The following is a 23,092-nucleotide window of genomic DNA, read 5'->3' on the forward strand; positions in this document are numbered from 1 at the left end:
ATCTATCTTAGCGATTAAAATTGGAGCGGTTAGATCTTAATGTAGGCAGCATTTCTTATATTTTTTGCCACTGCCGCAGGGACAAGGATCGTTCCGACCTACCTTGGATGCGGGCCTGATTTTTGACAAATCAGAAAAATCATCTGAACCGGTGTCCTCCAGATTGAATAGCGATCTCAAACCGTGAATGGCTGGCTTCTTGCCTATCAGGATGATAGTTTGGTGGCGGTGTAGACCGCTTATGTCTTAAACCCAAGTCGATTTCCACGTCTTCAATATCTCCGGGCATCTGTTCCACCTGCCCATGCTGAAAGTCTATAGAGAAAATCTAATTTTTGAACATCTATAGATCAACAGGCATGTCGTAATTAATAATTGCCGACAAAATCCATTTTACCGATCTCCAATCCGTTATGTCTTAAAATGGTGTAAGCCACTGTCATGTGAAAATAGAAATTGGGAAAAACAAAATTAAACAGATAATTCTGGCCTAAAAATTCGGTGGCTTTGTCGTGTAACTTTAAAGTGACAGTTCGTGTTTCACTGCCGTTAATTTGTTCGGCACTAACACTTTGCAAAAAAGCGATGGTTTTGGCGATACGGGTTTGTAGTTCGGGAAAGGTGGTTTCAGTATCCTCATAACTGGGTATTTCAATACCGGCAAGGCGTGCAGCGCAAGCTTTGACTACATCGGTGGCAATTTGTATTTGTCGATTAAGCGGATACATATCAGGTGCCAAACGTGCTTCAATAAAAACAGCCGGATCGATTTTCTTCGCCTCGGCATGGACGACGGCTTTATCCAGTATCAATGATAAATTTTCCAACATACGGATAAAAACAGGGATAGAGGCTTGGTAAATGGTCATTGACATACGATTACTCCGGTAAATAGCGGGTTTGCTTAAATTATTTTAAACTATAGTCTTTCAGAAATTAAATTCTCATAACATGATGATTTAGTTCACACGGATAACATCCCTTAAAGGGATGGTATCCGATAGCATCAAAATTATTTATAGACTATAGCACAAGAAAACTATCAAGTTGTTGTAAGGTGATGGCTTGCTCTGCGGCTAACGCTTTATCTTGAGCGGTGTTATAGCCCCATAATGCAAAGATTAACTTAACATCAGCCAACTCATTATTATTTAAAACATTCAGCAGCGTTGGCCAGCGATCTTCCATAAAATAAATGGTTTTGCTTGGATGAGTTTCCAACAGCCCGGCTAATACTTCCATTTTATTCATATTACGATCCAGACCAAAAATACACTCATCCGCCAGCTCAATGGCATTGGCTTTCAGTATCTGTTTAACAAAGCGTTCTTGTTTGGTAGTAATTACATACCACGGATACTGCTGGCCAATTTCACGCAGTTTTTTGGCAACACCGTCAAACAACGGATTCATATTGATCCAGTCGGTTAAATCGTTGGCAATCCAGGTATCTCGGGTTTCCCCAAACAGTTTTTTTAGCTCATCAGTCGAGATTTTTGCCTCTGTTAATAGCGCATGTATCTTGTTGCCATAGTCACTGTATATCGCCTCTACGGGCTCTTGCAGATAGAGCAGGCGCATTGCCAATATTGCTTCATAACCCGTTTCTATAATGGGCCTGACTAGCCGGAATTGATCAATCATGGCTTGAGGTGCGGTCTTGGGCATGTCGCCCCAAATGCTGCCGGCTGCTTTCCAGCCCGTTATTGCCGTTTCTACTGCGCTGTCACAGATTACGCCATCAAAATCAAGCGCATAAATAATTGAATTGTTCATAGTGGTATTTATTAGAGGGGAGGGGGCTTTTGTATGCCCTTGTTCCCAAGCTGGAACTTGCTAACAAGTAAGTAGTCAGCCAGTACCAGAGAGGGAGTAGGGGAACTATAGTCTTTCAGAAATTAAATTTCCATTACATTAAATTTTGAGCCCGTACGGATAACATCCCTTGAAGGGATGGTATCCGTTAGCATCCGGAGCGGGATGGGGTTTGTAACCGCGTCCCTCATGTTTAAAACCATTAAAGCCTTTAAACGTTTCGATCTGGGTTACAAACCCCGACCGGCATCTGCCGTCATACCCGCCGGGAAGCGGGTATCCAGTGCCAGGATGGTAATATTTGTACATCCATGTAGCCTGGATTCCGGCAGTCCATGCCGGAATGACGGACCGGAGCGGGATGGGGTTTGTAACCGCGTCCCTCATGTTTAAAACCATTAAAGCCTTTAAACGTTTCGATCTGGGTTGCAAACCCTGACCGGCATCGAAGTCTATTCGCTTACAATACCGTCAAATGCTCGCCACTTTCGGTATGCACCAAATCACCGCTGCGTTGCAAAACAAAATAGCCACGTCTTAAGGCTTCTTCTTTGGCATCATCATTAATATGAAAAGCGGCTATAGCGCCATACTGTTTAAATGCCTGATAGATTGGAAACAGTTTTTTAAAATTTTTCATTTTACGATCCAGCTTGTCCAGATCATTTTTATGAGCTTTGTATTTTACTTCAACAACAGCAATGGCATCACCATTAGTCATTACTAAATCATATTCCTCCTGAATTTGACCGCGATGCTTTTCCATATTTTTTACCACGTCATCAAAATGGATCTTGCCCAAATGATTGTCTTTTATCAGGCTTTGGAAAAAGAATTCCTCGGCAACATCGCCCTGATTTTTACCGATATTACCCAGATTAATACCAATACGCTCAAGCTTTTCATCAGTACGCTTCATTTGCTCATCAGTTGCCTTTTGCGAAATAGCCAGACTGGCAACCAAAGCCTTTAATTCATCATCAGTCATTTTCTTCTCCACTAACCTTATCTAATGCGCATGATTTTAACATGGTAAATCGATTAGCCATTTACAATACTAACAAAAAGCAGAAAATTGCAGGTAGTAAATGGCCAGTTTATGGAATCTATCCTTGGGTATAATCCCTAAAAATCGATGGGGATTATATGACTGTACAGGATGAGCTGGAACTTGGGTACGAGGAAAATCCTTGAGGAGAATAAAAAAATGCAATATGTAACGAGTATAGAAAGAATGGGAATTGCCAAGGGTTGGAAAGAAGGCTTTCAAGAGGGATGGAAAGAAGGCTAGAAAGCGGGATTTCATGAAGGCGAAGTCAAAATGCTGGCTTTAATGCTTGACCATCGGTTTGGTGATTTGTCTGATGCCGACATGGACAGGTTAAGGCATGCCAATGAAGCTCAGCTAAAAGAGTGGCTAATTAATGCCATCTCGGCACCAGATTTGGCTGCTGTTTTCAATGATGGCACCAGTCACTAAAATCAATTCAACGGAGCGGGACGGGGTTTGTAACCGCGTCCCTCAGGTTTAAAACTATTAAAGCCTGCAAACGTTTCGGTCGGGGTTACAAACCCGGACCGGCATCGAGTAATTAAATTAGCCATAGGATGGGCTGACGACAGGATGCCCATCAATCAATCAATCAATCAATCAATTGATGGGCATCGTTACCTCAGCCCATCCTATATTTGAATAAAATAATTGCCGGGTATTGATGCCACGGTCGAGCTTAAATTGAAGCGGGACGGGGTTTGTAACCGCGTCCCTCATTTTTAAAACCATTAAAGCCTGCAAACGTTTCGATCGGGGTTGAAAACCCGGACCGGCATCGAGTAATTAAATTAGCCATAGGATGGGCTGACGACAGGATGCCCATCAATCAATCAATTGATGGGCATCGTTACCTCAGCCCATCCTATATTTGAATAAAGCAATTGCCGGGTATTGATGCCACGGTCGAGCTTGTATTGAAGCGGGACGGGGTTTGTAACCGCGTCCCGCACGTTTAAAACCATTAAAGCTTGCAAATGTTCCGGTCGGGGTTGCAAACCCGGACCGGCATCAGACTTAAAAAACCTAACCCCTATTTTCTGCTTATTTTGCTTTTTTTTGTGCTTTTCATAAACAAAAGCGGTTGATAATTTCTGCCTGCCAAAAGCATTAAAATGACTAATTTCACACGATCAATCGACTTCTATTGATAAAAAAACCATCATAAAGCATAATCAGCCAATGCCGTTCATGTAATGCATAATCAATAAATTACTACTTGCTTATTGCTGCCCTATTAATAAATGCCTTTGTCATATTATTGACCCAATACAAAGGTAACATTTAGTAAAATAAGCGTCCATGACAAAATACGCAAGATACCATTAACTAGTTAAATATAATCTCAGCTAAAAAGGCTTTACCAGAAAAATATTTCAGCAATCCGGTTAAACCTGTTTAAGTTGCTTCTTGACTTATTTTATCGGCTTTGTCTGTGTCATTGTAGTCATGCGGCAAGTAAACCATACCGTTACTGATTATGACAAAGCACTGGCAATGCCAGACAGGATGCTGATTTTTATGGTAGTTTTTGCAACTATGGTTATTTGTTGTTCAAAAAAAGGAAAATTAGCCATGTCTAACGATAAATCAGTTTTTTTAGCACTTGCCCTCGTTGCCGGTGCCGTCAACAGTCCGGTTATGGCAGCGCCCTTGCCATGCGAAGTTAAGCTGGCACAAGCGGCAATCCCCAAAAGCGTCTATTTTTTGCCAGAAAGTCAGGCTGCCCAGCTACAAACAACACTCATCAGTAAAGGTAGTGTTCGCTTAAAACCAGGGGGTGACTACAGTAAATCATTAACCATAAAATTAACCTCCAATCAGGCGCTATATGGCTTGGCAGGTACAAAATTGCCAGCAGTGATTATCCCTGAAGGTACCAGCAACGCCATCTTAAGTGGTGTTAGTCCGGTAAATATCAGCTTTGAAGGCTCTACCAAACCCATCCAGGACAACTGCATTAACCGAATCAGCAATTCAAAAGTCATCGCCAATAATGTCCGGTTGGAAAACAATTTGTTTACCGACTTAAGCAATGTTGCCATTACCAGTGACACCTCTAAAACCGGCTATTTAAAAAACAATCGTTTCATACGCACCATGGTACATGGTGCTTATCCAGCAATAAATATTGCCGGTGATATTAGCAAACAATCACAAGACAACTTGTTTATCTGGACCAATATTTTAACGCCGTATGCCGATGGTATTATTATCAACAACCAAAAAAACATTCGCTTTATTGGTCTTGATGCAGAAGGATGGAACTGGGGTAAAAAAGCTATATATCCAGGTATGATGAACGTAGCCAATACCGATTTTTTATCGGTATTCATGGCCAACGGCGGTGATAATTACAATAAAACCGGCCAGTATTTTAATCTCGATGCCACCAACATTGTTTTGCAGGGAATGGCAATCAGTGCCACCAAAAACCCCGGCATTATTTTAGGTAATGCGGTTGAAAATCTGGTATCTATCGCTACACGCAGTATTGGACTTGACCAATTTAATACCTCAACACAAATCATAGATATCGATAAGGATTATAAAAAATTAATTACTATCAATGCACAAACTATCCAACCGGAAAACATCACGGATACGGCAAAAAACATCCTTGCTGATGTTCTGCAAATCGATAAGGACAATTATGATACCTGGCAAAAACCGGTATTTAGTGCCATTCCTGATCCGGCCGGTGCAAAGTGGCAAAGCAATCTCGCTGCTAAACCGGATTCTGCGGGTACTATTCAAGCGTTAATTAATAAAAACGGCATTGCCGAGCTTAATGCCGGTATTTACTACATCAGTAAACCATTACTGCTTAACGCAGGACAAGGCATTATCGGTGCCGGCGCTGACAAAACGGTTATTATTGCCAAATCACCCGATATCGATCTGATCGCCGGAGTCAATCATTTGGATGTCAAAACAACAGCCACCGCTTTTGTCCTGGCTGATTTAACCTTGCAAGGCGGCCTTAACGGCATTAACCACAGCGCAGCAGGCTCAGGCCAAAGCGCTCAATACAATCAAATTACGCTGTCCCATGTCACTATTCGCAATATGGCCAATGCCGGTATTTTGCTGGATAGTATTTATGCCTGGGATAATAATTTTATTGATCATAGCAACTTTTATCGCTGTAAAACCGGCATCAAGCAAAGACCCAACCCGAAATATGCCGGTGGTGATGAACCAGGTATGTCTTATATGGATAAAAATGTTTTTTATCAAAATCAGTTTATTGAAAATGGTATCGCCATTGACATGCAGGCAAAGCGTGCCAACAACCTTAATGCCTTCATCAATAGCCAATTCAAAAACAACCAACAAAACCTGATTATCCAAAACTCCAACTCCACCTTTTTCGCCAACAGCGTTTTTGAAACAGTATCCACATCTACACAACCCCTACTGGTTGGTAATAACCTGACCGGCTTCGTCAACAGCAGCTTTACCAGCAATCAACCCGGTAACGCCCTGTTTAATGGCGGCGCTTATTGTAATGATTGCAGCTTTAACAACAACACCGCAAATACTGGCGTGATTGTTGCCCCAACCAGTAAAAACAGCTACTTTGTTAACAATAATCTAAGCAATCCAACTCCCCAACCCCTGGATACCGGTGTTGTTGTTAACAGTAACTTTACCAATGATGCCGCTATTCCCGTCATTAACCGCTTGTTCGTTAATAAAATTGCCAAGCCTTTTTAACGACTATACTTTCTAAAAGTAAAATTTATTACTAATTATTTTAAGCCTGTACAGATAATATCCCTTTGAAAGATATTATCTGTCAGCATAAAAATCATTTATCTGAGCAGCACTATGATAATTATCAGCCACCCAACCGGTAATCAGAACTTTAGAAATGCGGCCGAGGCATTTTTTAAAGAAAATCTTTTAGCCAAAGCATTTACAACTATAGTCTGGAATAAGGACTCTGTTGTTGCCGGTCTATTGCCTGACAGTTTAACCAACGAGCTTGCCAAACGCAGTTATACGGCAATTCCATCAAATCTCGTTTCTGCTTACCCCTACCGGGAACTGGGTCGGTTACTGGCAAAAAAAATGCACCGGAAAGCCTTGATTAAGCATAACACCGGAATTTTTTCGGTCGATAAAGTTTATCGTAGTTTTGATAAGCATGTTGCCAAACAAATATCCAAACTGGCCAACATAAACCAGGTTTATTGTTATGAAGACGGGGCTTTAGAGAGCTTTAAGGTTGCAAAAAGCCTGGGTATTGAAACAATATATGAACTACCTATTGGCTATTGGCGGGCAGCACAACAAATATTGGGAGAAGAAGCTCAATTAAAACCGGAATGGGCAAATACTATTCTGTCGACTAAAGACAATGCCGAGAAACTAGCACGTAAAGATCAAGAAATCGGTTTGGCAGACAAAATAATTGTACCCAGTCAATTTGTAGCCGATACGCTTAAATTATTCGAAGATGATTTAAGCAAAAAAATACAAATAGTCCCTTACGGCGGCCCCCCCTCTGTAGAAGCGATTAATCCAACAATCAATAAAAAACTCAAGGTACTATTTGTCGGCGGCTTAAGTCAACGTAAAGGACTATCCTATTTGTTTGATGCTATCGGCCTGTTAAAAGGTAGCGTTGAGCTAACCGTTATCGGCCACAAGGTTAATAATGATTGCGCAATACTTAATCAAGAATTACTCAAACATCGCTATATCCCTGCCTTAACCCATAAAGACGTTCTTCAGGAAATGTATAATCATGATGTTTTAGTGTTCCCGTCATTATTTGAAGGCTTTGGCTTGGTAATATTGGAGGCAATGGCCCAAGGCATTCCGGTTATTACTACCGCCAATGCCGGACCGGGAGACGCTGTTATTGATGGTAAAAACGGTTATCTTATACCTATCCGTTCTCATGAAATTGTTGCCGAAAAAATCAAGACTCTTGCCGATAACCCTGATCTGTTGCACAACATGAAATTGGCGGCGTTGGAACAGGCAAAAAAATCCTCATGGGCGCTTTATCAAAAAATGTTGGTGAGCCGTGTTATTGATTAATAATCACAAGCTTGGCATTAATAATACAAACGAAATATCGGCCGCAGCAGCGATAAAAGAGAAAGCCAGAACAAGCATTATTAAATATGTTTTTCTGGTCTATTGGCTACTGATTTTTGAAGGCGCTTTGCGAAAATGGGTATTCCCTGAATACCAGCAAATCATTTTCTTTTTACGCGACCCTATCGTTTTATTGATTTATGTTATTGCCCTTCGTCATAGAATAGTGACTCGGGATGGCTTGCTAACTGCCGGGCTTCTCATCTCTTTTGTCTTTATGGCATTGGTTTTTCTGCAGATCGTTACTGTCAAAATGAACGTGTTGACCTTGATTTATGGCTGGCGGATGTATTTTTTTTATTTGCCCTTAGTCTTTGTTATTAAAGATACTTTTCATCAAGCAGATATATTTAAATTATTTCGTCAAACCCTATACATCAGCATTCCCATATCCGCACTGGTTTATTTTCAGTTTATTTCGCCTAGGGACAGCTATATTAATGACGCTTATGGAACAGGCAATGCTTTTGTGGTTACCGGAACTAGAGTAAGAACAACAGGTACATTTACCTTTGTCATTGGGCAGTTTATGTTTACCGGAAGCATACTCACCATGATGATATTTTGCTGGCTGCATAAAGCCCGCTATGCCTTACTCAGCCTGCCCTGGTTACTGCTATGTACCGGCACCACTTTGGCCATTTTATTGTTATCCGGTAGCAGAACGGCCTTTTTTATGACCGGTTTAATTGTTACATGTACTTTTTTTGGCATGATGATGACCCGGGATACAAAGCTTAAGTTTACCGGCACGCTCCTTATTGTTTTTTTGTTATTGATAGCGACGGTCATGTTTTTAGGGCCATTAAGAGATTCATTCGATGCCATCACCACTCGTTTTGATGAGGCGAAGTCTTCAGAAGGTAGCGTTATAATGAGGGCACTAGGGCCAATACTTGGCTTTGGACAACATATAACAACAAGTCCTGTTATCGGCTATGGAATAGGGTTTGGTACTGGAGGTGGATCTAGCCTTGCAACAGGTAAAGCTCAAATGGTTTTAGCAGAGGATGAATGGTCAAGAATTATTCAAGAAGTAGGCCCTGGTTTTGGACTGGTTTATATTTTTTATAGAGCTATTTTTACGTTTTTATTATTTAAACAGGCCATAAAAAGTGCACGTAATGACAATAATATTCTGCCCATGATGTTATTGGGCTTTATCGGTTTTTATATTTTTATCGGGCAAGTAACTACTCAGGGAACAATGCAAGGGTATTGCTGGATTTTTGTCGGTCTGGTGATGGCAGCTAGCAAACCACCACAACGAACAGAATTAATACCGCAAAAGCCAGAAATACCTTACCCCAATATTGTTCATAACAATCAGCGATTGGCTAACCTGAAAATAACCCAAGCCACTGAAGACTAATATTGTGCTAATTAAATTAACCAAATTTTTCTTCGGCTCGGTCGTTGCACAAGGTCTTGGTGCCGTTGCCGGTCTATTGCTCGCACGCTGGATGACAATCGAAGACTATGCCATCTTTACTGTGATGATGGTGATTACCGGTGCCATGTCAGTATTGACCAAAGGCGGCGTTAATTTGGGCTTTAGCGCCATCGTTGGTCGCACCTGGCCGAACCGAACCCGTGCAACGCAGGCGCTTAATGCCGCCATGAAGGAACGGCGTATTATTTCACTATGGGTACTACCACCGCTGTTGCTGGTGGCAGGATGGTTATTACTCAGAAACCATGCGACACCCGAATTGATTGCCGGGTTGTTGGTTTTACTTCTGTTGCAATGGGAATTTGATATGCGTACTCGCGTGGTTGATCAGATACTCATGTTTGCCAACCGCGCTGCTATTACGCAGGCGTTGGATGCTGTTCTGGCCTTATTAAGAGTACTGGGCGTACTTGGCCTGTATTTTTATGCTCTATTACAACCATTAGGCGTTGTTGCTCTGGGAGTTGTAGGTGCAGGCTTGCGCATTCCGTTTATTGGCCGCTGGATAAGACAAGAACTACCTAAAAAAAACATTATCAGCAGCATTGAAGATCGTGCCGAAATAAGACGCATCACCCGACGACAACTGCCTCTGGAAGTGTTTTTTGTGCTGCAATCGCAAATCGTATTGGCCATTTTGGCCTGGTATGCGGCCACTGACCAAACTGCCTCCATTGGTGCACTGGGTCGTATTGGCCAGTTGTTGTTGCCGATACAAGCCGTAGTACAAGCATTTGGCATTCCTCGTTTTAGTAGCGCCAAACAACATATATTCCGTGATTGGTTGTTATGGTCAGCCGTAGGCGGCTTACCAGGTTTTGGACTTGTCGTGATCGCCTATTTTTCCCCGGCCATGCTGTTGTTTTTAATTGGCCCCCACTATGCCAATCTGCATTACGAATTGCTGATTGGCACCCTAGGTATGGCAGCAGCAGCAGCAGTAGCCAATGCCTGGAAATTACTTGCCCACCGTGGCTGGAATCACCGTGCCTGGTTGCAGGTACCGGTGGTACTGATCTGGTGCGTAACTGCCCCGCTGTTTCTTGACTTAACCAAACTTGATCAGGTGCTATGGTTTCAGGCAGGTTTTCCGCTGGGTCTGTGTGTCGTGATATTTTTTGAATTGATTGCGGCTCATTACCGAGGAGATTTATCCAACATGGCCATCGCTAATTTACCAAAGGAACGCTAAATGACTAATACCTTAACCGTCAGCATCATAATACCCACTTACCGGCGTCTGGATATTTTGATCCAATGCCTGCAAGGCGTTTATGCCATGGAGCAACAACCTAACCAAGTACTGGTAATTTACCGCCCTGATGATGACCTGGAAACAGGCCGTTGGCTAAATGAAGTTGCCTGCCCTGCTTATTCGACGCTACAACTTGTCCCGGTATTTAAACCTGGACAAATTGCAGCCATGAATGCTGGTCTGGAAATCGCTGTATCCGATATTATCACCATCATTGATGACGATGCAGTACCCCACCCCGATTGGTTAAGCCGTTTACTACCACATTTTGATGATATCAATGTCGGTGCAGCCGGTGGACGGGATATTGTGGATGGCCATCCACCCGTCAAAGAAACCACCCAGGCAGGCTATATTGATTTCTGGGGTAATGTCATTGGTAATCATCATACTGTCGTTGGTGATGCGCGTGAAGTCGAAACCATTAAAGGCTGTAACTGGGCAGTACGCCGCTCCACACTCGGCACTTTACATTTTGACGAACGTTTACTCGGTAAAGGTGCCCAAATAGCTAATGAATCATGGTTTTGCCTGAATCTTAGGCACCAAGGCTGGAAGATAATACTTGATCCCAATGCTATCGTAGATCACTATCCCGCTCCACAACTTGATATTCAGCGTGGTAGCTGGAATAAACAAAAATGTTATGAACAGGCTTACAATGTAACCGCAACACAACTTGCGTATTATCCATGGCATTTAAAACTACGTTACTTTATTTTTCAATTGGTTGTAGGAAAGCGTTATTGCCCTGGTGTCTATTATATTTTACACGGCCTTTTAAAACGGCCCCGCGTATTACCAGAAATACTAATGGGGGGATGGTCAGGATTTTTCCAAGGCTGGCAAATGGCTAAGGAATTTAATCGCAATCCACCAGGAATACCAAATATTTTACCCACTACCTGATGTTATCGTTACTCAAAAATATTAGTTAATTTAATAATGAAAATACTACTTGTCGGAAATTATTTACCAGATAATCAACAAAGTATGGGGCGCTTTGCTGAATTACTCCGAGACAAATTACTTGAGAAAAACATCAAGGTAGCATTGATAACACCTTGCAATGTATTTTTACGACTGCCTTTCTTAACGGGTAGCCTAAAAAAATGGTTGGCTTATATTGATAAATATATTTTATTTCCGGCTTTATTAAGATGGAAAGCCAAGTCCCATGATGTCGTACATATTTGCGACCATTCAAACTCACCTTATGCCCGCTTTACCGGTAACAAACCTACCCTGATAACTTGTCATGATATGTTGGCTATCAGGGGAGCCATGAACGACTTTGATTATTGTCCTGCCACAGCAACTGGTAAATTATTACAAAAATGGATACTAAGTTCATTTGCTTATGCGGAATTACTGGTTTGTGATTCTCAATTTACCATGAATGATGTTCTTAAACTGACTGATCGCGATAAAAGCACGGTCACCGTAAATCATCTGGGGTTAAGTTTTAATTATCGGATTATCAATAAGGAGACTGCTACTGAACTTTTGGCTTCAATTCCAGAATTTCGCCAAGATATTCCTTACTTAATCAACGTAGGCTCAAGTATTACCCGTAAAAACAGAGAAGCGGTTATTCGTATTTTTGCCGGTTATCAACAACGCATCAATTCCATTCTGGTTTTTGCCGGTGCTCCGTTAACCACCGAACAAAAAATACTGGTAGAGCAATTGGGTATCAAAGATAAAGTCATTGAAGTACTTAGGCCGAGCAATGATCAATTAATGGCGCTATATAACAGGGCTCAGGCTTTGTTGTTCCCGTCAATAGGTGAAGGCTTTGGCTGGCCAGCCATTGAAGCTCAAGCTTGTGGTTGTCCGGTTGTTTCCAGCAGTTCCGGCTCTTTAGCAGAAGTCACCGGAGACGGAGGTATTGTACTTGAGTACACCGATGAGCAAGGCATGCTTGATGCACTGATAAAAATCAGTGCCGATGATCGCTTTAGAAATGAGCTTATCCAACGTGGGCTGGAAAATATTTCACGCTTTAACATCGATCGAATGATTGATCGCTATATTAGCCTGTATCAACAACTTGCATCTACCCTATGAAAAAAATACTTAGCCTGCTGATTATCCCTTTGCCTTGGTTTTTGAAGAGACTACTTTATAAGCTGTTTTTTAAATATGAGTTGCATCCAACCAGTCGTATTGGTTTGTCATGGGTTATGGTTGATAACTTGTCATTAGCCCAAGATGCCAAGATCGGTAATCTTAATGTTATAAAAGGACTAAACAACCTTCAACTTGGGGAGCGCTCACGCATTGGTAGCTTAAACTGGATTACAGCTTTCCCTCTCAATACCAACAGCCCACATTTTCAACATGAAATTGGTCAAAGAATGCCTGAACTGGTTTTGGGTGAACATACCGCCATTACTAACCGACATCTCATTGATTGTACCAACCGTATTGAAATTAAACGATTTACAACCTTTGCCGGTTTTAGGTCGACTGTTTTAACCCACAGTATTGATCTTAAAACATGTAGGCAAGCTTCCAAACCCATTACCATTGGCGAGTATTGCTTTATCGGTACGGGCTGTATTTTATTGGGGGGAACCATTATCCCTGATAATAGCGTTTTAGCGGCTGGCTCCACTATCACTAGCCCAATGGATAACACTTACAGTTTATATGGCGGAACACCTGCAAAATTTATCAAGAGCCTTGAAAAGGAAGATTTACATTATTTCAAGCGTACAACCGGCTTCATTTATTAAGCTTACATTATGAAAATCCTGCGTATTATCCGCTCAGTCAATCCCGAAGGTGGCGGGCCTATTGAAGGTGTCAGACAGCTTTCCGACATTATGCAAAATCAGGGGCACAGTGTCGAAATTGTCAGCCTGGATGCGCCTGATGCGCCTTGGGTTATCGACTGCCCATTAACCGTGCATGCCATGGGGCCGGGGAAAGGCACTTATGGTTATAGCAACAAACTAAAACCCTGGTTGCTGGCTAATGTTGAAGATTATGATGCAGTTATTATTAATGGCATCTGGCAATATCATGGTTTTGCTGCCCATAGCGCTCTTAAAAGCTTGAACAAACCATATTACCTGTTTACCCACGGTATGTTGGACCCCTGGTTTAAGCGTACTTATCCTCTAAAACATCTTAAAAAATGGTTATATTGGCTGTGGGCAGAATATCGGGTAATACGCGATGCAAGGCGGGTAATTTTCACTTGTGAAGATGAACGTTTGTTGGCAAAACAATCATTTTGGTTATACAAAGCCAATGAAGCCGTCACTGCTTATGGCGTAGCTAACCCACCTGCAAATGGGGTAGAACTGGCGGCTCAATTTCTAACTCAATATCCACAACTCCAAGGCAAACGCCTTGCCTTATACCTCAGTCGTATTCATGTAAAAAAAGGCTGTGATTTATTGATTGAAGCCTTTGCCAAAGTAGCCAAGCACGATAAAAGCCTTCATTTGGTGATGGCGGGGCCTGATCAAATTGGCTGGGTAGCTAAACTGCAAGCGCAAGCAGAAGCCTTGAGCATTGCCGACCGTATTACCTGGCCGGGTATGTTGCAGGGCGAGATGAAATGGGGTGCGTTTTATGCGGCAGAGGTTTTTGTGTTGCCTTCGCATCAAGAGAATTTTGGTATAGTGGTAGCCGAGGCTTTGGCCTGCGGCAAACCGGTTTTAATCAGTAATAAAGTCAATATATGGCGTGAAATTGCAGCCGATGGAGCCGGCTTGGTTGCCGATGATACCTTGGCAGGCACCGATGATCTGTTGCAGCGTTGGTTGGCTATGAGTGAAGAAACCTTTGCCGCGATGCAGGCAAAAACCATTCCCTGCTTTCAAAATCGTTTTCATGTGCAACGTGCTGCAGAGCGGTTGATCGAAATTATTAGGGAAAGTTTATGATTATGCAAAACAACGACCCCTATACTGAGCCCTCGTTTCAATTGAGTAATCGGTTGCTACGTGCAGTTTGGGGTGTGGTTTATTTTCTTTTTTTCAGGACCAGTCCAAGACCTTTTCATGCATGGAGATCCTTTATTTTAAAATTATTTGGTGCAAAAATTGGACAACATGTGCATGTTTATCCTTCAGTAAAAATTTGGGCTCCTTGGAATTTACATCTCGGTAATTATGTTGGCATTGGCGATGGCGCAACCCTTTACTGCATGGAGACGATAACAATTGGTGACTATGCAGTAATATCACAAGGTGCACATTTATGTTGCGGCACACATGACTACAACAGCAAAAATTTTCAATTATTAGCCAAACCTATAATAATTGAATCACAAGCCTGGGTATGCGCTGAAGCATTTATACATCCCGGAGTTGTTATACCTGAGGGCGCAGTCATTGGTGCCCGATCTGTTGTTACAAAAAGCTTGTTAGTACCTTGGGCAGTGTATGCCGGCAATCCTTGCAAACAAGTTGCTACCAGACATCTAAAGTAAAATTTACCCTAGTGATTATTTAAACGAGAAATAATATGAGAAATTACAACCCTACAAAGCGAATTTTAGTCACTGGTGGTTCCGGCTTTCTTGGAAGTCATCTTTGCGACCGACTTATTGAACAAGGACATGATGTTTTATGTGTTGATAATTTTTTTACCGGTACCAAGCATAATATCGAACATTTACTTCATCATCCTCGCTTTGAGTTAATGCGTCACGATGTCACTTTTCCATTATTTGTTGAAGTGGATGAAATATATAATCTGGCTTGCCCAGCCTCACCCATACACTACCAGCATGACCCGGTACAAACCACCAAAACTAGTGTGCATGGCGCTATTAACATGTTGGGCTTGGCCAAACGTTTGCGTGCAAAAATATTGCAGGCATCGACCAGCGAAGTGTATGGTGATCCGGAAGTTCATCCACAACCTGAGAGCTATTGGGGTAAGGTTAATACCATTGGTATCCGCTCTTGTTATGATGAGGGCAAGCGCTGTGCTGAAACTTTATTTTTTGATTATCAGCGCCAACATCAATTACGCATTAAAGTTGTACGTATATTTAATACTTATGGCCCACGTATGCATCCCAATGATGGACGAGTGGTATCCAACTTTATTATGCAAGCTTTACGTGGCGAAGATATAACAATTTACGGTGATGGTAGCCAAACACGCAGTTTTTGTTATGTAGATGATTTATTAGAAGCCATGATTCGCGCCATGAATACCTCTGATGATTTTAATGGGCCTGTTAATATTGGTAATCCGGTTGAATTTACCATGTTGCAGTTGGCTCAACTGGTTATTGATCTAACCGGTTCAAAAAGTAAATTGGTTTTTAATCCATTACCTTCGGATGACCCTAAGCAACGCAGACCTGATATTTCTTTGGCAAAGCAAGTATTAGATGGCTGGGAACCGCGTGTTAATTTGGCTGAAGGCCTTGTTAAAACGATTGAGTACTTCTCCAATCAGGTATAACCAATATGACTACAAATTCTTGTGTGGTCGTTATATTGACGTTTAATTCTGCAAATATTATTCGCGAGACTCTGACGCAGGCACTCAAGGTTAGTCCCAACATATTTGTCGTTGATTCAGGCTCAAAAGATGATACTCCCGACATTGCAAGAGCTATGGGTTGTGTTGTCATTGATCGTGCTTTTGTTAATTATAGCGATCAACGTAATTGGGCAATTGAGCAGATATCATCGCAGTATGAATGGCAACTGCATCTGGATGCTGATGAGGTATTGGATGAGGTAGCTATAGCCGCCATTAATAAGGCACTAAATGGTGAGCGTCCCTTTAATGCTTATCTGATTAAACGTCGTGATTATTTTATGGGGCGCATGTTACGCTTTAGCGGTGTTAATCCGTGGCATTTAAGATTATTTAAATCCGGCTTTGGCCAATGCGAAAATCGGCTTTATGATCAGCACTTTGTAGCAACCTGTCCTACCGGAAATCTATCAGGTTTAATGCACGACAAAAATGCATCAAGTATGGCCGGTTGGACAGCAAGTCATAACCGCTGGAGTGATCTTGAGGCAGATCAAATCATGGCTGAAATAAAGATTAATGATGATGTGTTGCAGCCACGTTTGTTAGGTGATGCCCGCGAGCGTACTCGTTTTATTAAGGGTTTGTACTATAAGTTACCTATTGGTTTACGTGCTCTTTCTTATTTTATTTACCGGTATCTATTTCGTCTGGGCTTTCTGGATGGTGTTGTTGGCTTCTATTTTGCCTTTTTCCAAGCCTTTTGGTTTCGTATGCTTGTCGATGCCAAAATTTATGAAAAGAACTTAAGCCATAAATAATTATGAAAATTGCTATTTTGCTATTGCAGGTACTCGTTACGCAGGACATGCAGGCCTTACCTTACACAACATTACTGCAATTTTTATGAGTATTTCATGTGTTAAATACGCGTAAATTAGAATCGTCGGACAGCAAAGTAATAGGACCATAACTTGAAAAAACTTCACTTGGTAATACTATTATTAGCCACACTTATTTTTGTGGGTGGGGAGCTATTAGCTCGCTATATCGGGGTAGTTGATTTCCCTTTATATGATGCTAACCCGGTCATTGGCTATATACCTACAGCCAATCAAAACGGTCGTTTTTTAAATAGCCATGAGTGGCAATTTAATGAAAAACATATGGGTGCCAGCATTTTTGTGACCAATGCTGAACCTGATGTTTTGCTAGTAGGTGACAGCATTGTTTTGGGCGGCAATCCCCTTACCCAAGCAGATCGGCTTGGGCCAAAATTGCAAAAGGTAACTTCGTATTCAATTTGGCCAATCTCAGCAGGTAGTTGGGCTTTACGTAATGAGTTGGCTTATTTACGCGCTAACCCTGATGTGCTTAAGCAAATGGATGCCATTGTATTTGTCTTTAATTCTGGGGATTTTGGTGATGCATCTTCTTGGAAATGTGAGTTAACACACCCCCGCAATAAGCCAACTCTAGCGCTTTGGTATTTGTTTAATAAGTATGTTTATTCATTTTATCCATGTGCAGTGGTGCCTGATGATTTACAGGTACCTGCTGGAGATGTTTGGCTTGAATTAGCTGAATTTTTAAAGTCTACAAAACTTAAACCGTTATATATTATATACCCCGATAAACCAGAATCGCTGAATGCCGAATTAAGACATTCGCATTTTGCACCATACCTTGCCAAGTTAAGTGCTATGGGGGGGCGTTATGTGTTGGTTGCCGATGACAAAAGATGGTCAGCTAATTATTATCGGGATGGAATACATCCTTCTGCCGAAGGGAATCATGTATTGGCTGAAATAATTGCCGATGCTTTGAAGCAATAACGGGGTCGTATCCTTTTGCAGGGCTTGTGGTATCGCTACCTGATTGATCTTAAATGCCTGGAAGCAAAGAGGTTTCTTGCCGGCTCCAAGCCGAAAGAGGAAAAATCGCACGACTGGTTAAGTTAACCGGTTAAAGCATGAATAAGATCAAATCGACAATCTCTATTTCCCAAGCTCCTGCTTGGGAAATAGAGAGTTTTATTGGCTTCTATTTGCCTGTTTCCAGACCTTTTGGTTTCGCACCTTTGTCGATACCAATATTTATAAACAAAACTTAATCCATAAATCATTATGAAAATTGCTATTGCAGGTACCGGTTACGTAGGGCTGTCTAATGCCATTTTGCTGGCACAACATAACGAAGTAGTCGCCATTGATATTATTGCTGAAAAAGTTGCGCTACTTAACCAAAAAAAATCACCCATTGAAGATGTCGAGCTTGAAGATTATTTAACCAACAAGCCACTTAACCTTAAAGCTACGCTGGATAAATTTGAGGCTTATACGGGCGCTGATTATGTCATTATCGCCACACCAACGGATTATGATCCTGAAACAAACTACTTTAATACCCAATCAATTGAAGCGGTTATTAAGGATGTAACGGCTATCAACCCGACTGCGGTGATGATTATAAAATCGACTGTTCCTGTCGGTTACACTGATAAGTTAAAAGCACAATTAAATTGTGATAACTTGATTTTTTCACCTGAATTTCTGCGTGAAGGTCGAGCGCTTTATGACAACTTGCACCCCTCACGTATTATCATCGGCGAAATTTCTGAACGGGCGCAAACGTTTGCAAAATTATTACAGCAAGGTGCTGTAAAACAAAATATAGATATATTATTTACCAACTCAACGGAAGCAGAAGCTATCAAGTTGTTTGCCAATACTTATTTGGCTATGCGTGTGGCTTATTTTAATGAGCTTGATACTTATGCCGCGACCCATGGCCTGAATACCAAGCATATTATCCAGGGTGTTAGTCTTGATCCTAGGATTGGTGATCACTATAACAATCCATCGTTTGGCTATGGTGGTTATTGTTTGCCTAAAGACACCAAGCAATTGTTGGCTAATTATAATGATGTACCGCAAAACCTTATTAATGCCATTGTCGATTCCAACACAACCAGAAAAGACTTTGTCGCAACGAGTATTATCAAATATAACCCCAAGGTGGTAGGAATCTACCGCCTGATTATGAAAGCCGGCTCTGACAATTTTCGTGCCTCAAGCATTCAGGGGATTATGAAACGAATCAAGGCAAAGGGCATTGAAGTGATTATTTATGAGCCGGCTCTTAAGGAGCAGCAATTTTTTAATTCAAGAGTTGTTAATGACCTGGCGCTTTTTAAACAAGAAGCAGATGTGATTGTCGCTAATCGCATTACCGATGACATCCACGATGTTATTGACAAGGTGTATAGCCGTGATTTATTTGGGAAAGATTAAAAGCAGGAGGGGGTATTAAGCATTTTTCTTGTTGCCTTATCTCCTCGTGCAAATATAGGATGGGCTGAGGCAACGATGCCCATCAATTGGTTGATTATGGGTTGATGATGGGCATCCTGTCGTCAGCCCATCCTATGATAAATCGAATATGTTTAATTCATGGAAGTGATTATTTATGAGCCGGCTCTTAAGGAGCAGCAATTTTTTAATTCAAGAGTTGTTAATGACCTGGCGCTTTTTAAACAAGAAGCGGATGTGATTGTCGCTAACCGCATTACCGATGACATCCACGATGTTATTGACAAGGTGTATAGCCGTGATTTGTTTGGGAAAGATTAAAAGCTTGGGGGGGTATTAAGCATTTTTTTTGTTGCCTTATCTCCTCGTGCAAATATAGGATGGGCTGAGGCAACGATGCCCATCAATTGGTTGATTGTGGGTTGATTGTGGGTTGATGATGGGCATCCTGTCGTTAGCCCATCCTATGATAAATCGAATATGTTTAATTCATGGAAGTAATCATTTATGAGCCGGCTCTTAAGGAGCAGCAATTCTTCAATTCAAGAGTTGTTAATGACCTGGCGCTTTTTAAACAAGAAGCGGATGTGATTGTCGCTAACCGCATTACCGATGATATCCACGATGTTATTGACAAAGTGTATAGCCGTGATTTATTTGGGAAAGATTAAAAGCTTGGGGGGGTATTAAGCATTTTTTTTGTTGCCTTATCTCCTCGTGCAAATATAGGATGGGCTGAGGCAACGATGCCCATCAATTGGTTGATTGGATTGATGATGGGCATCCTGTCGTCAGCCCATCCTATGATAAATCGAATATGTTTAATTCATGGAAGTGATTATTTATGAGCCGGCTCTTAAGGAGCAGCAATTCTTCAATTCAAGAGTTGTTAATGACCTGGCGCTTTTTAAACAAGAAGCGGATGTGATTGTCGCTAATCGCATTACCGATGATATCCACGATGTTATTGACAAGGTGTATAGCCGTGATTTATTTGGGAAAGATTAAAAGCAGGAGGGGGTATTAAGCATTTTTTTTGTTGCCTTATCTCCTCGTGCAAATATAGGATGGGCTGAGGCAACGATGCCCATCAATTGGTTGATTGGATGGATGATGGATTGATGATGGGCATCCTGTCGTCAGCCCATCCTATGATAAATCGAATATGTTTAATTCATGGAAGTGATTATTTATGAGCCGGCTCTTAAGGAGCAGCAATTTTTCAACTCAAGAGTTGTTAATGACCTGGCGCTTTTTAAACAAGAAGCGGATGTGATTGTCGCTAATCGCATTACCGATGACATCCACGATGTTATTGACAAAGTATATAGCCGTGATTTATTTGGGAAAGATTAAAAGCAGGAGGGGGTATTAAGCATTTTTTTTGTTGCCTTATCTCCTCGTGCAAATATAGGATGGGCTGAGGCAACGATGCCCATCAATTGGTTGATTGGATTGATGATGGATTGATGATGGGCATCCTGTCGTCAGCCCATCCTATGATAAATCAAATATGTTTAATTTATGATGGGCATCGTTGCCTCAATCCATCCTATGGATAATTTAATAATATGACAAACTATCGCCGTATTTATACCCCTGGTGCGACTTGGTTTTTTACCGTTAATCTGGCCACTCGTAACAATAATAAATTATTAATCGATAAAATCGAGCAATTGCGACAGGCTTTTCGGTATGTTAAACAAAAACATCCTTTTATCATCAATGCGATTGTTATTATGCCGGATCATTTGCATTGTATTTGGACGCTTCCTGTTGGAGACTCTGATTATTCAATACGTTGGAGCTTGATCAAAGCACATTTTTCGCGTGCCATGGAAAAAGGTGAATTTACTTCAGCAAGTCGGCAACGCAAAAATGAGCGAAGTATATGGCAACGTCGATTTTGGGCGCATTTAATAATCGACGAGAATGATTTTAATCAACATATGGATTATATTCATAGGAATCCCGTTAAACATGGTTTAACAAAGCGGGTAGTTGATTGGCGTTATTCAAGTTTTCACTATTATGTGAAACTTGGCATTTATCCTTCAACGTGGGGGGATGTGGAAACGAATTTGATGTTAAAACCGGGTGAATAATTGATTTAAAAATATAGGATGGGCTGAGGCAACGATGCCCATCGATTGATTTATGATGGGCATCCTGCGCCAGCCCATCCTATGGATAATCTCATTACCTCGTTCCCAAGCTCCAGCTTGAGAACCTAGCCTGTGAAGCTCCAGCTTCACGAACTACAAATATCCAAGCTGGAGCTTGGGAACCAGCGGAACATTATGAAAATTTTGCTTTACGGCCTTAACTATGCGCCGGAACTAACCGGTATCGGGAAATATTCCGGCGAGATGTGCGAATGGCTGGCGGCAAATGGCCATGATGTGCGTGTTGTCTGTGCTCCACCCTATTACCCGCAATGGCAGGTTGATAAGGCTTATAGCCGTTTGCTCTACCACACTGAACAACGCAATAATGTCACGGTATTTAGGTGCCCGTTGTTTGTACCTAAAAGACCTAAAACCTTAAACCGTCTGCTGCATTTATGTAGTTTTGGGCTGTCCAGTCTGCCGGTTTTATTCAGGCAATGGTCATGGAAACCGGATGTTGTCATGTGCATTCAGCCTACTTTTTTCTGTGTCCCGGGGACCTTACTATTTTGTAAACTGCGTGGCAGTAAAAGTCTGTTGCATATTCAGGATTTTGAGCTGGATGCCATGCTGGGTTTGGGTTTGGGTAAAGCCGGCATGATGGCCAAAATGGCCGGTCAGATTGAGCGCTGGTTGATGTCGGGCTTTGACAAGATTTCGACCATTTCTTACAGCATGCTGCAAAAAGCCAAAGATAAAACCAGTCAACCTGACAAAGTGTTTTATTTTCCTAACTGGGTAGATACTGATTTTCTTACCCCCGATGCTGATGCCGGGCTTTTTCGTGAGCGTTGGGGCATTGCTAAAACTACCCGCGTAGTGCTTTATTCCGGCAATATGGGTAAAAAACAGGGGCTTGAAATTGTCTTGCAGGCTGCCAAGTTGCTTGAACAAGAACCGGACTTATTATTTTTGATGATCGGTACCGGCGCAGCCCTGGAAGATCTTATGCAGCAGGCAGAACAGTTACAACTGGCTAATTTGAGATTTTATCCACTGCAACCTTATGAAGATTTACCGGCACTGATGGCTTTGGCTACTGTTCATTTAGTCGTGCAAAAAAAGGGCGCAGCTGATGCTGTATTACCTTCCAAGCTGACTACTATTCTTGCGGTGGGTGGTGATTGTGTTATTACTGCCGAAGCTCACACCGAGTTAGGCTTGCTATGCGAGGAATATCCGGGTATTGCCCGATGTATAGAGCCGGAAAATGCCGATGTTTTGGCAGCGACTTTAAAAGAGTTGCTGTTAACCATACCGGCAAAAGCTCCCGGGGTTTATAACAAAGTGGCTTACCAGTTTTCATTGGATAATCTTAAAAAAGACCAGATTTTAAACCGGTTGGTCAGCGAACTGGCACGGTAAGGGTTTCTTTATCCAGCAGGCAAAGCCACTGGTTGTCCACGAAAAGCACGAAAGTCACGAAGGTTTTTTCTTGCTCCCTTGCCAGAATGATCATAGAGT

General features: G+C 41.8%; 26 protein-coding genes. 21 read left to right on the plus strand and 5 right to left on the minus strand.

Annotated features, from left to right (window positions below):
- Nucleotides 1–36: 36 nt before the first annotated feature.
- From N7974_RS20655 to N7974_RS07085, 4 genes are all read right to left on the minus strand, one after another.
- Complete coding sequence (locus N7974_RS20655; RefSeq protein ID WP_317451590.1) at nucleotides 37–180, minus strand: SEC-C metal-binding domain-containing protein; 144 nt, start codon at nucleotides 178–180, stop codon at nucleotides 37–39.
- A complete protein-coding gene (locus N7974_RS07075) occupies nucleotides 140–289 on the minus strand; it encodes a hypothetical protein (RefSeq protein ID WP_262965006.1) in 150 nt (49 codons plus the stop codon). The genes N7974_RS20655 and N7974_RS07075 overlap by 41 nt, the downstream gene beginning before the upstream one ends.
- Before the next feature lie 79 nt (nucleotides 290–368).
- On the minus strand, nucleotides 369–875 hold the full coding sequence (locus N7974_RS07080) for a DUF1993 domain-containing protein (RefSeq protein WP_262964939.1): 507 nt from the start codon (nucleotides 873–875) through the stop codon (nucleotides 369–371).
- Nucleotides 876–1,023: 148 nt separating this feature from the next.
- Entirely contained in the window at nucleotides 1,024–1,776 is a 753-nt protein-coding gene (locus N7974_RS07085; protein ID WP_262964940.1) for an HAD family hydrolase, read from the minus strand.
- A gap of 204 nt (nucleotides 1,777–1,980) precedes the next feature.
- On the opposite strand from N7974_RS07085, the gene N7974_RS07090 reads away from it, so the two are divergent.
- Nucleotides 1,981–2,208 (plus strand): hypothetical protein, encoded by a 228-nt coding sequence (locus N7974_RS07090; protein ID WP_262964941.1) that lies wholly within the window; start codon nucleotides 1,981–1,983, stop codon nucleotides 2,206–2,208.
- Nucleotides 2,209–2,275: 67 nt separating this feature from the next.
- On the opposite strand, the gene N7974_RS07095 is transcribed toward N7974_RS07090, so the two are convergent.
- The gene (locus N7974_RS07095; RefSeq protein WP_262964942.1) at nucleotides 2,276–2,803 is read right to left on the minus strand and encodes a hypothetical protein; all 528 of its coding nucleotides are present in this window, start codon (nucleotides 2,801–2,803) and stop codon (nucleotides 2,276–2,278) included.
- 333 nt (nucleotides 2,804–3,136) lie between these two features.
- Here N7974_RS07095 and N7974_RS07100 point away from each other — a divergent pair, with 333 nt between their 5' ends.
- The 20 genes from N7974_RS07100 to N7974_RS07195 all read left to right on the plus strand — a co-directional run bounded on the left by N7974_RS07100 (nucleotide 3,137) and on the right by N7974_RS07195 (nucleotide 22,993).
- A complete protein-coding gene (locus N7974_RS07100) occupies nucleotides 3,137–3,295 on the plus strand; it encodes a hypothetical protein (protein WP_262964943.1) in 159 nt (52 codons plus the stop codon).
- A gap of 981 nt (nucleotides 3,296–4,276) precedes the next feature.
- Nucleotides 4,277–6,586 carry a right-handed parallel beta-helix repeat-containing protein gene (locus N7974_RS07105; RefSeq protein ID WP_262964944.1) on the plus strand — a complete coding sequence of 770 codons (2,310 nt, stop codon included), beginning with the start codon at nucleotides 4,277–4,279 and terminating at the stop codon, nucleotides 6,584–6,586.
- A 114-nt stretch (nucleotides 6,587–6,700) separates the two neighbouring features.
- Nucleotides 6,701–7,921 carry a glycosyltransferase family 4 protein gene (locus tag N7974_RS07110; RefSeq protein WP_262964945.1) on the plus strand — a complete coding sequence of 407 codons (1,221 nt, stop codon included), beginning with the start codon at nucleotides 6,701–6,703 and terminating at the stop codon, nucleotides 7,919–7,921.
- Nucleotides 7,914–9,353 carry a hypothetical protein gene (locus tag N7974_RS07115; protein WP_262964946.1) on the plus strand — a complete coding sequence of 480 codons (1,440 nt, stop codon included), beginning with the start codon at nucleotides 7,914–7,916 and terminating at the stop codon, nucleotides 9,351–9,353. The genes N7974_RS07110 and N7974_RS07115 overlap by 8 nt, the downstream gene beginning before the upstream one ends.
- A gap of 4 nt (nucleotides 9,354–9,357) precedes the next feature.
- Nucleotides 9,358–10,626 (plus strand): hypothetical protein, encoded by a 1,269-nt coding sequence (locus tag N7974_RS07120; RefSeq protein WP_262964947.1) that lies wholly within the window; start codon nucleotides 9,358–9,360, stop codon nucleotides 10,624–10,626.
- Nucleotides 10,627–11,598, plus strand: coding sequence for a glycosyltransferase family 2 protein (locus N7974_RS07125; RefSeq protein ID WP_262964948.1), 972 nt, complete (start codon nucleotides 10,627–10,629; stop codon nucleotides 11,596–11,598).
- 36 nt (nucleotides 11,599–11,634) lie between these two features.
- Nucleotides 11,635–12,759 carry a glycosyltransferase family 4 protein gene (locus N7974_RS07130; RefSeq protein ID WP_262964949.1) on the plus strand — a complete coding sequence of 375 codons (1,125 nt, stop codon included), beginning with the start codon at nucleotides 11,635–11,637 and terminating at the stop codon, nucleotides 12,757–12,759.
- Nucleotides 12,756–13,430 carry an acyltransferase gene (locus N7974_RS07135; RefSeq protein WP_262964950.1) on the plus strand — a complete coding sequence of 225 codons (675 nt, stop codon included), beginning with the start codon at nucleotides 12,756–12,758 and terminating at the stop codon, nucleotides 13,428–13,430. The genes N7974_RS07130 and N7974_RS07135 overlap by 4 nt, the downstream gene beginning before the upstream one ends.
- A 9-nt stretch (nucleotides 13,431–13,439) precedes the next feature.
- Nucleotides 13,440–14,591, plus strand: a complete 1,152-nt coding sequence (locus N7974_RS07140) for a glycosyltransferase (RefSeq protein WP_262964951.1) — start codon at nucleotides 13,440–13,442, stop codon at nucleotides 14,589–14,591.
- Nucleotides 14,588–15,139 (plus strand): WcaF family extracellular polysaccharide biosynthesis acetyltransferase, encoded by a 552-nt coding sequence (locus N7974_RS07145; RefSeq protein WP_262964952.1) that lies wholly within the window; start codon nucleotides 14,588–14,590, stop codon nucleotides 15,137–15,139. The genes N7974_RS07140 and N7974_RS07145 overlap by 4 nt, the downstream gene beginning before the upstream one ends.
- 35 nt (nucleotides 15,140–15,174) lie before the next feature.
- The gene (locus N7974_RS07150; RefSeq protein ID WP_262964953.1) at nucleotides 15,175–16,128 is read left to right on the plus strand and encodes a UDP-glucuronic acid decarboxylase family protein; all 954 of its coding nucleotides are present in this window, start codon (nucleotides 15,175–15,177) and stop codon (nucleotides 16,126–16,128) included.
- A gap of 5 nt (nucleotides 16,129–16,133) precedes the next feature.
- The gene (locus tag N7974_RS07155; RefSeq protein ID WP_262964954.1) at nucleotides 16,134–16,970 is read left to right on the plus strand and encodes a glycosyltransferase family 2 protein; all 837 of its coding nucleotides are present in this window, start codon (nucleotides 16,134–16,136) and stop codon (nucleotides 16,968–16,970) included.
- Between the two features lie 153 nt (nucleotides 16,971–17,123).
- Nucleotides 17,124–17,984 (plus strand): hypothetical protein, encoded by an 861-nt coding sequence (locus N7974_RS07160; protein WP_262964955.1) that lies wholly within the window; start codon nucleotides 17,124–17,126, stop codon nucleotides 17,982–17,984.
- Nucleotides 17,985–18,275: 291 nt separating this feature from the next.
- On the plus strand, nucleotides 18,276–19,442 hold the full coding sequence (locus N7974_RS07165) for a nucleotide sugar dehydrogenase (RefSeq protein WP_262964956.1): 1,167 nt from the start codon (nucleotides 18,276–18,278) through the stop codon (nucleotides 19,440–19,442).
- Between the two features lie 159 nt (nucleotides 19,443–19,601).
- Nucleotides 19,602–19,781 carry a hypothetical protein gene (locus N7974_RS07170; protein WP_262964957.1) on the plus strand — a complete coding sequence of 60 codons (180 nt, stop codon included), beginning with the start codon at nucleotides 19,602–19,604 and terminating at the stop codon, nucleotides 19,779–19,781.
- 170 nt (nucleotides 19,782–19,951) lie between these two features.
- Nucleotides 19,952–20,131: a hypothetical protein gene (locus tag N7974_RS07175; RefSeq protein ID WP_262964957.1), complete on the plus strand. Its 180-nt coding sequence runs from the start codon at nucleotides 19,952–19,954 to the stop codon at nucleotides 20,129–20,131.
- 157 nt (nucleotides 20,132–20,288) lie between these two features.
- Nucleotides 20,289–20,468, plus strand: coding sequence for a hypothetical protein (locus N7974_RS07180; protein ID WP_262964957.1), 180 nt, complete (start codon nucleotides 20,289–20,291; stop codon nucleotides 20,466–20,468).
- A 168-nt stretch (nucleotides 20,469–20,636) separates the two neighbouring features.
- On the plus strand, nucleotides 20,637–20,816 hold the full coding sequence (locus N7974_RS07185) for a hypothetical protein (protein WP_262964957.1): 180 nt from the start codon (nucleotides 20,637–20,639) through the stop codon (nucleotides 20,814–20,816).
- Between the two features lie 215 nt (nucleotides 20,817–21,031).
- A complete protein-coding gene (locus N7974_RS07190) occupies nucleotides 21,032–21,565 on the plus strand; it encodes an REP-associated tyrosine transposase (protein WP_262964958.1) in 534 nt (177 codons plus the stop codon).
- A gap of 195 nt (nucleotides 21,566–21,760) precedes the next feature.
- Nucleotides 21,761–22,993, plus strand: a complete 1,233-nt coding sequence (locus N7974_RS07195) for a glycosyltransferase WbuB (protein ID WP_262964959.1) — start codon at nucleotides 21,761–21,763, stop codon at nucleotides 22,991–22,993.
- Nucleotides 22,994–23,092 lie beyond the last annotated feature (99 nt).

It is taken from the genome of Methylobacter psychrophilus (assembly GCF_025583945.1).
GTDB classification, from domain to species: domain Bacteria; phylum Pseudomonadota; class Gammaproteobacteria; order Methylococcales; family Methylomonadaceae; genus Methylobacter_C; species Methylobacter_C psychrophilus.

Excerpts from the sequence above, each read along its gene's own strand:
- N7974_RS07080 (WP_262964939.1), bottom strand. The coding sequence starts at position 875 with ATGTCAATGACCATTTACCAAGCCTCTATCCCTGTTTTTATCCGTATG.
- N7974_RS07155 (WP_262964954.1), top strand. The coding sequence starts at position 16,134 with ATGACTACAAATTCTTGTGTGGTCGTTATATTGACGTTTAATTCTGCA.
- N7974_RS07195 (WP_262964959.1), top strand. The coding sequence starts at position 21,761 with ATGAAAATTTTGCTTTACGGCCTTAACTATGCGCCGGAACTAACCGGT.
- N7974_RS07075 (WP_262965006.1), bottom strand. The coding sequence starts at position 289 with ATGCCCGGAGATATTGAAGACGTGGAAATCGACTTGGGTTTAAGACAT.
- N7974_RS07140 (WP_262964951.1), top strand. The coding sequence starts at position 13,440 with ATGAAAATCCTGCGTATTATCCGCTCAGTCAATCCCGAAGGTGGCGGG.
- N7974_RS07095 (WP_262964942.1), bottom strand. The coding sequence starts at position 2,803 with ATGACTGATGATGAATTAAAGGCTTTGGTTGCCAGTCTGGCTATTTCG.
- N7974_RS07165 (WP_262964956.1), top strand. The coding sequence starts at position 18,276 with ATGAAAATTGCTATTGCAGGTACCGGTTACGTAGGGCTGTCTAATGCC.
- N7974_RS07130 (WP_262964949.1), top strand. The coding sequence starts at position 11,635 with ATGAAAATACTACTTGTCGGAAATTATTTACCAGATAATCAACAAAGT.
- N7974_RS07125 (WP_262964948.1), top strand. The coding sequence starts at position 10,627 with ATGACTAATACCTTAACCGTCAGCATCATAATACCCACTTACCGGCGT.
- N7974_RS07150 (WP_262964953.1), top strand. The coding sequence starts at position 15,175 with ATGAGAAATTACAACCCTACAAAGCGAATTTTAGTCACTGGTGGTTCC.
- N7974_RS07180 (WP_262964957.1), top strand. The coding sequence starts at position 20,289 with ATGGAAGTGATTATTTATGAGCCGGCTCTTAAGGAGCAGCAATTCTTC.
- N7974_RS07110 (WP_262964945.1), top strand. The coding sequence starts at position 6,701 with ATGATAATTATCAGCCACCCAACCGGTAATCAGAACTTTAGAAATGCG.
- N7974_RS07190 (WP_262964958.1), top strand. The coding sequence starts at position 21,032 with ATGACAAACTATCGCCGTATTTATACCCCTGGTGCGACTTGGTTTTTT.
- N7974_RS07135 (WP_262964950.1), top strand. The coding sequence starts at position 12,756 with ATGAAAAAAATACTTAGCCTGCTGATTATCCCTTTGCCTTGGTTTTTG.
- N7974_RS07170 (WP_262964957.1), top strand. The coding sequence starts at position 19,602 with ATGGAAGTGATTATTTATGAGCCGGCTCTTAAGGAGCAGCAATTTTTT.
- N7974_RS07185 (WP_262964957.1), top strand. The coding sequence starts at position 20,637 with ATGGAAGTGATTATTTATGAGCCGGCTCTTAAGGAGCAGCAATTTTTC.
- N7974_RS07145 (WP_262964952.1), top strand. The coding sequence starts at position 14,588 with ATGATTATGCAAAACAACGACCCCTATACTGAGCCCTCGTTTCAATTG.
- N7974_RS07100 (WP_262964943.1), top strand. The coding sequence starts at position 3,137 with ATGCTGGCTTTAATGCTTGACCATCGGTTTGGTGATTTGTCTGATGCC.
- N7974_RS07090 (WP_262964941.1), top strand. The coding sequence starts at position 1,981 with ATGGGGTTTGTAACCGCGTCCCTCATGTTTAAAACCATTAAAGCCTTT.
- N7974_RS07175 (WP_262964957.1), top strand. The coding sequence starts at position 19,952 with ATGGAAGTAATCATTTATGAGCCGGCTCTTAAGGAGCAGCAATTCTTC.
- N7974_RS07085 (WP_262964940.1), bottom strand. The coding sequence starts at position 1,776 with ATGAACAATTCAATTATTTATGCGCTTGATTTTGATGGCGTAATCTGT.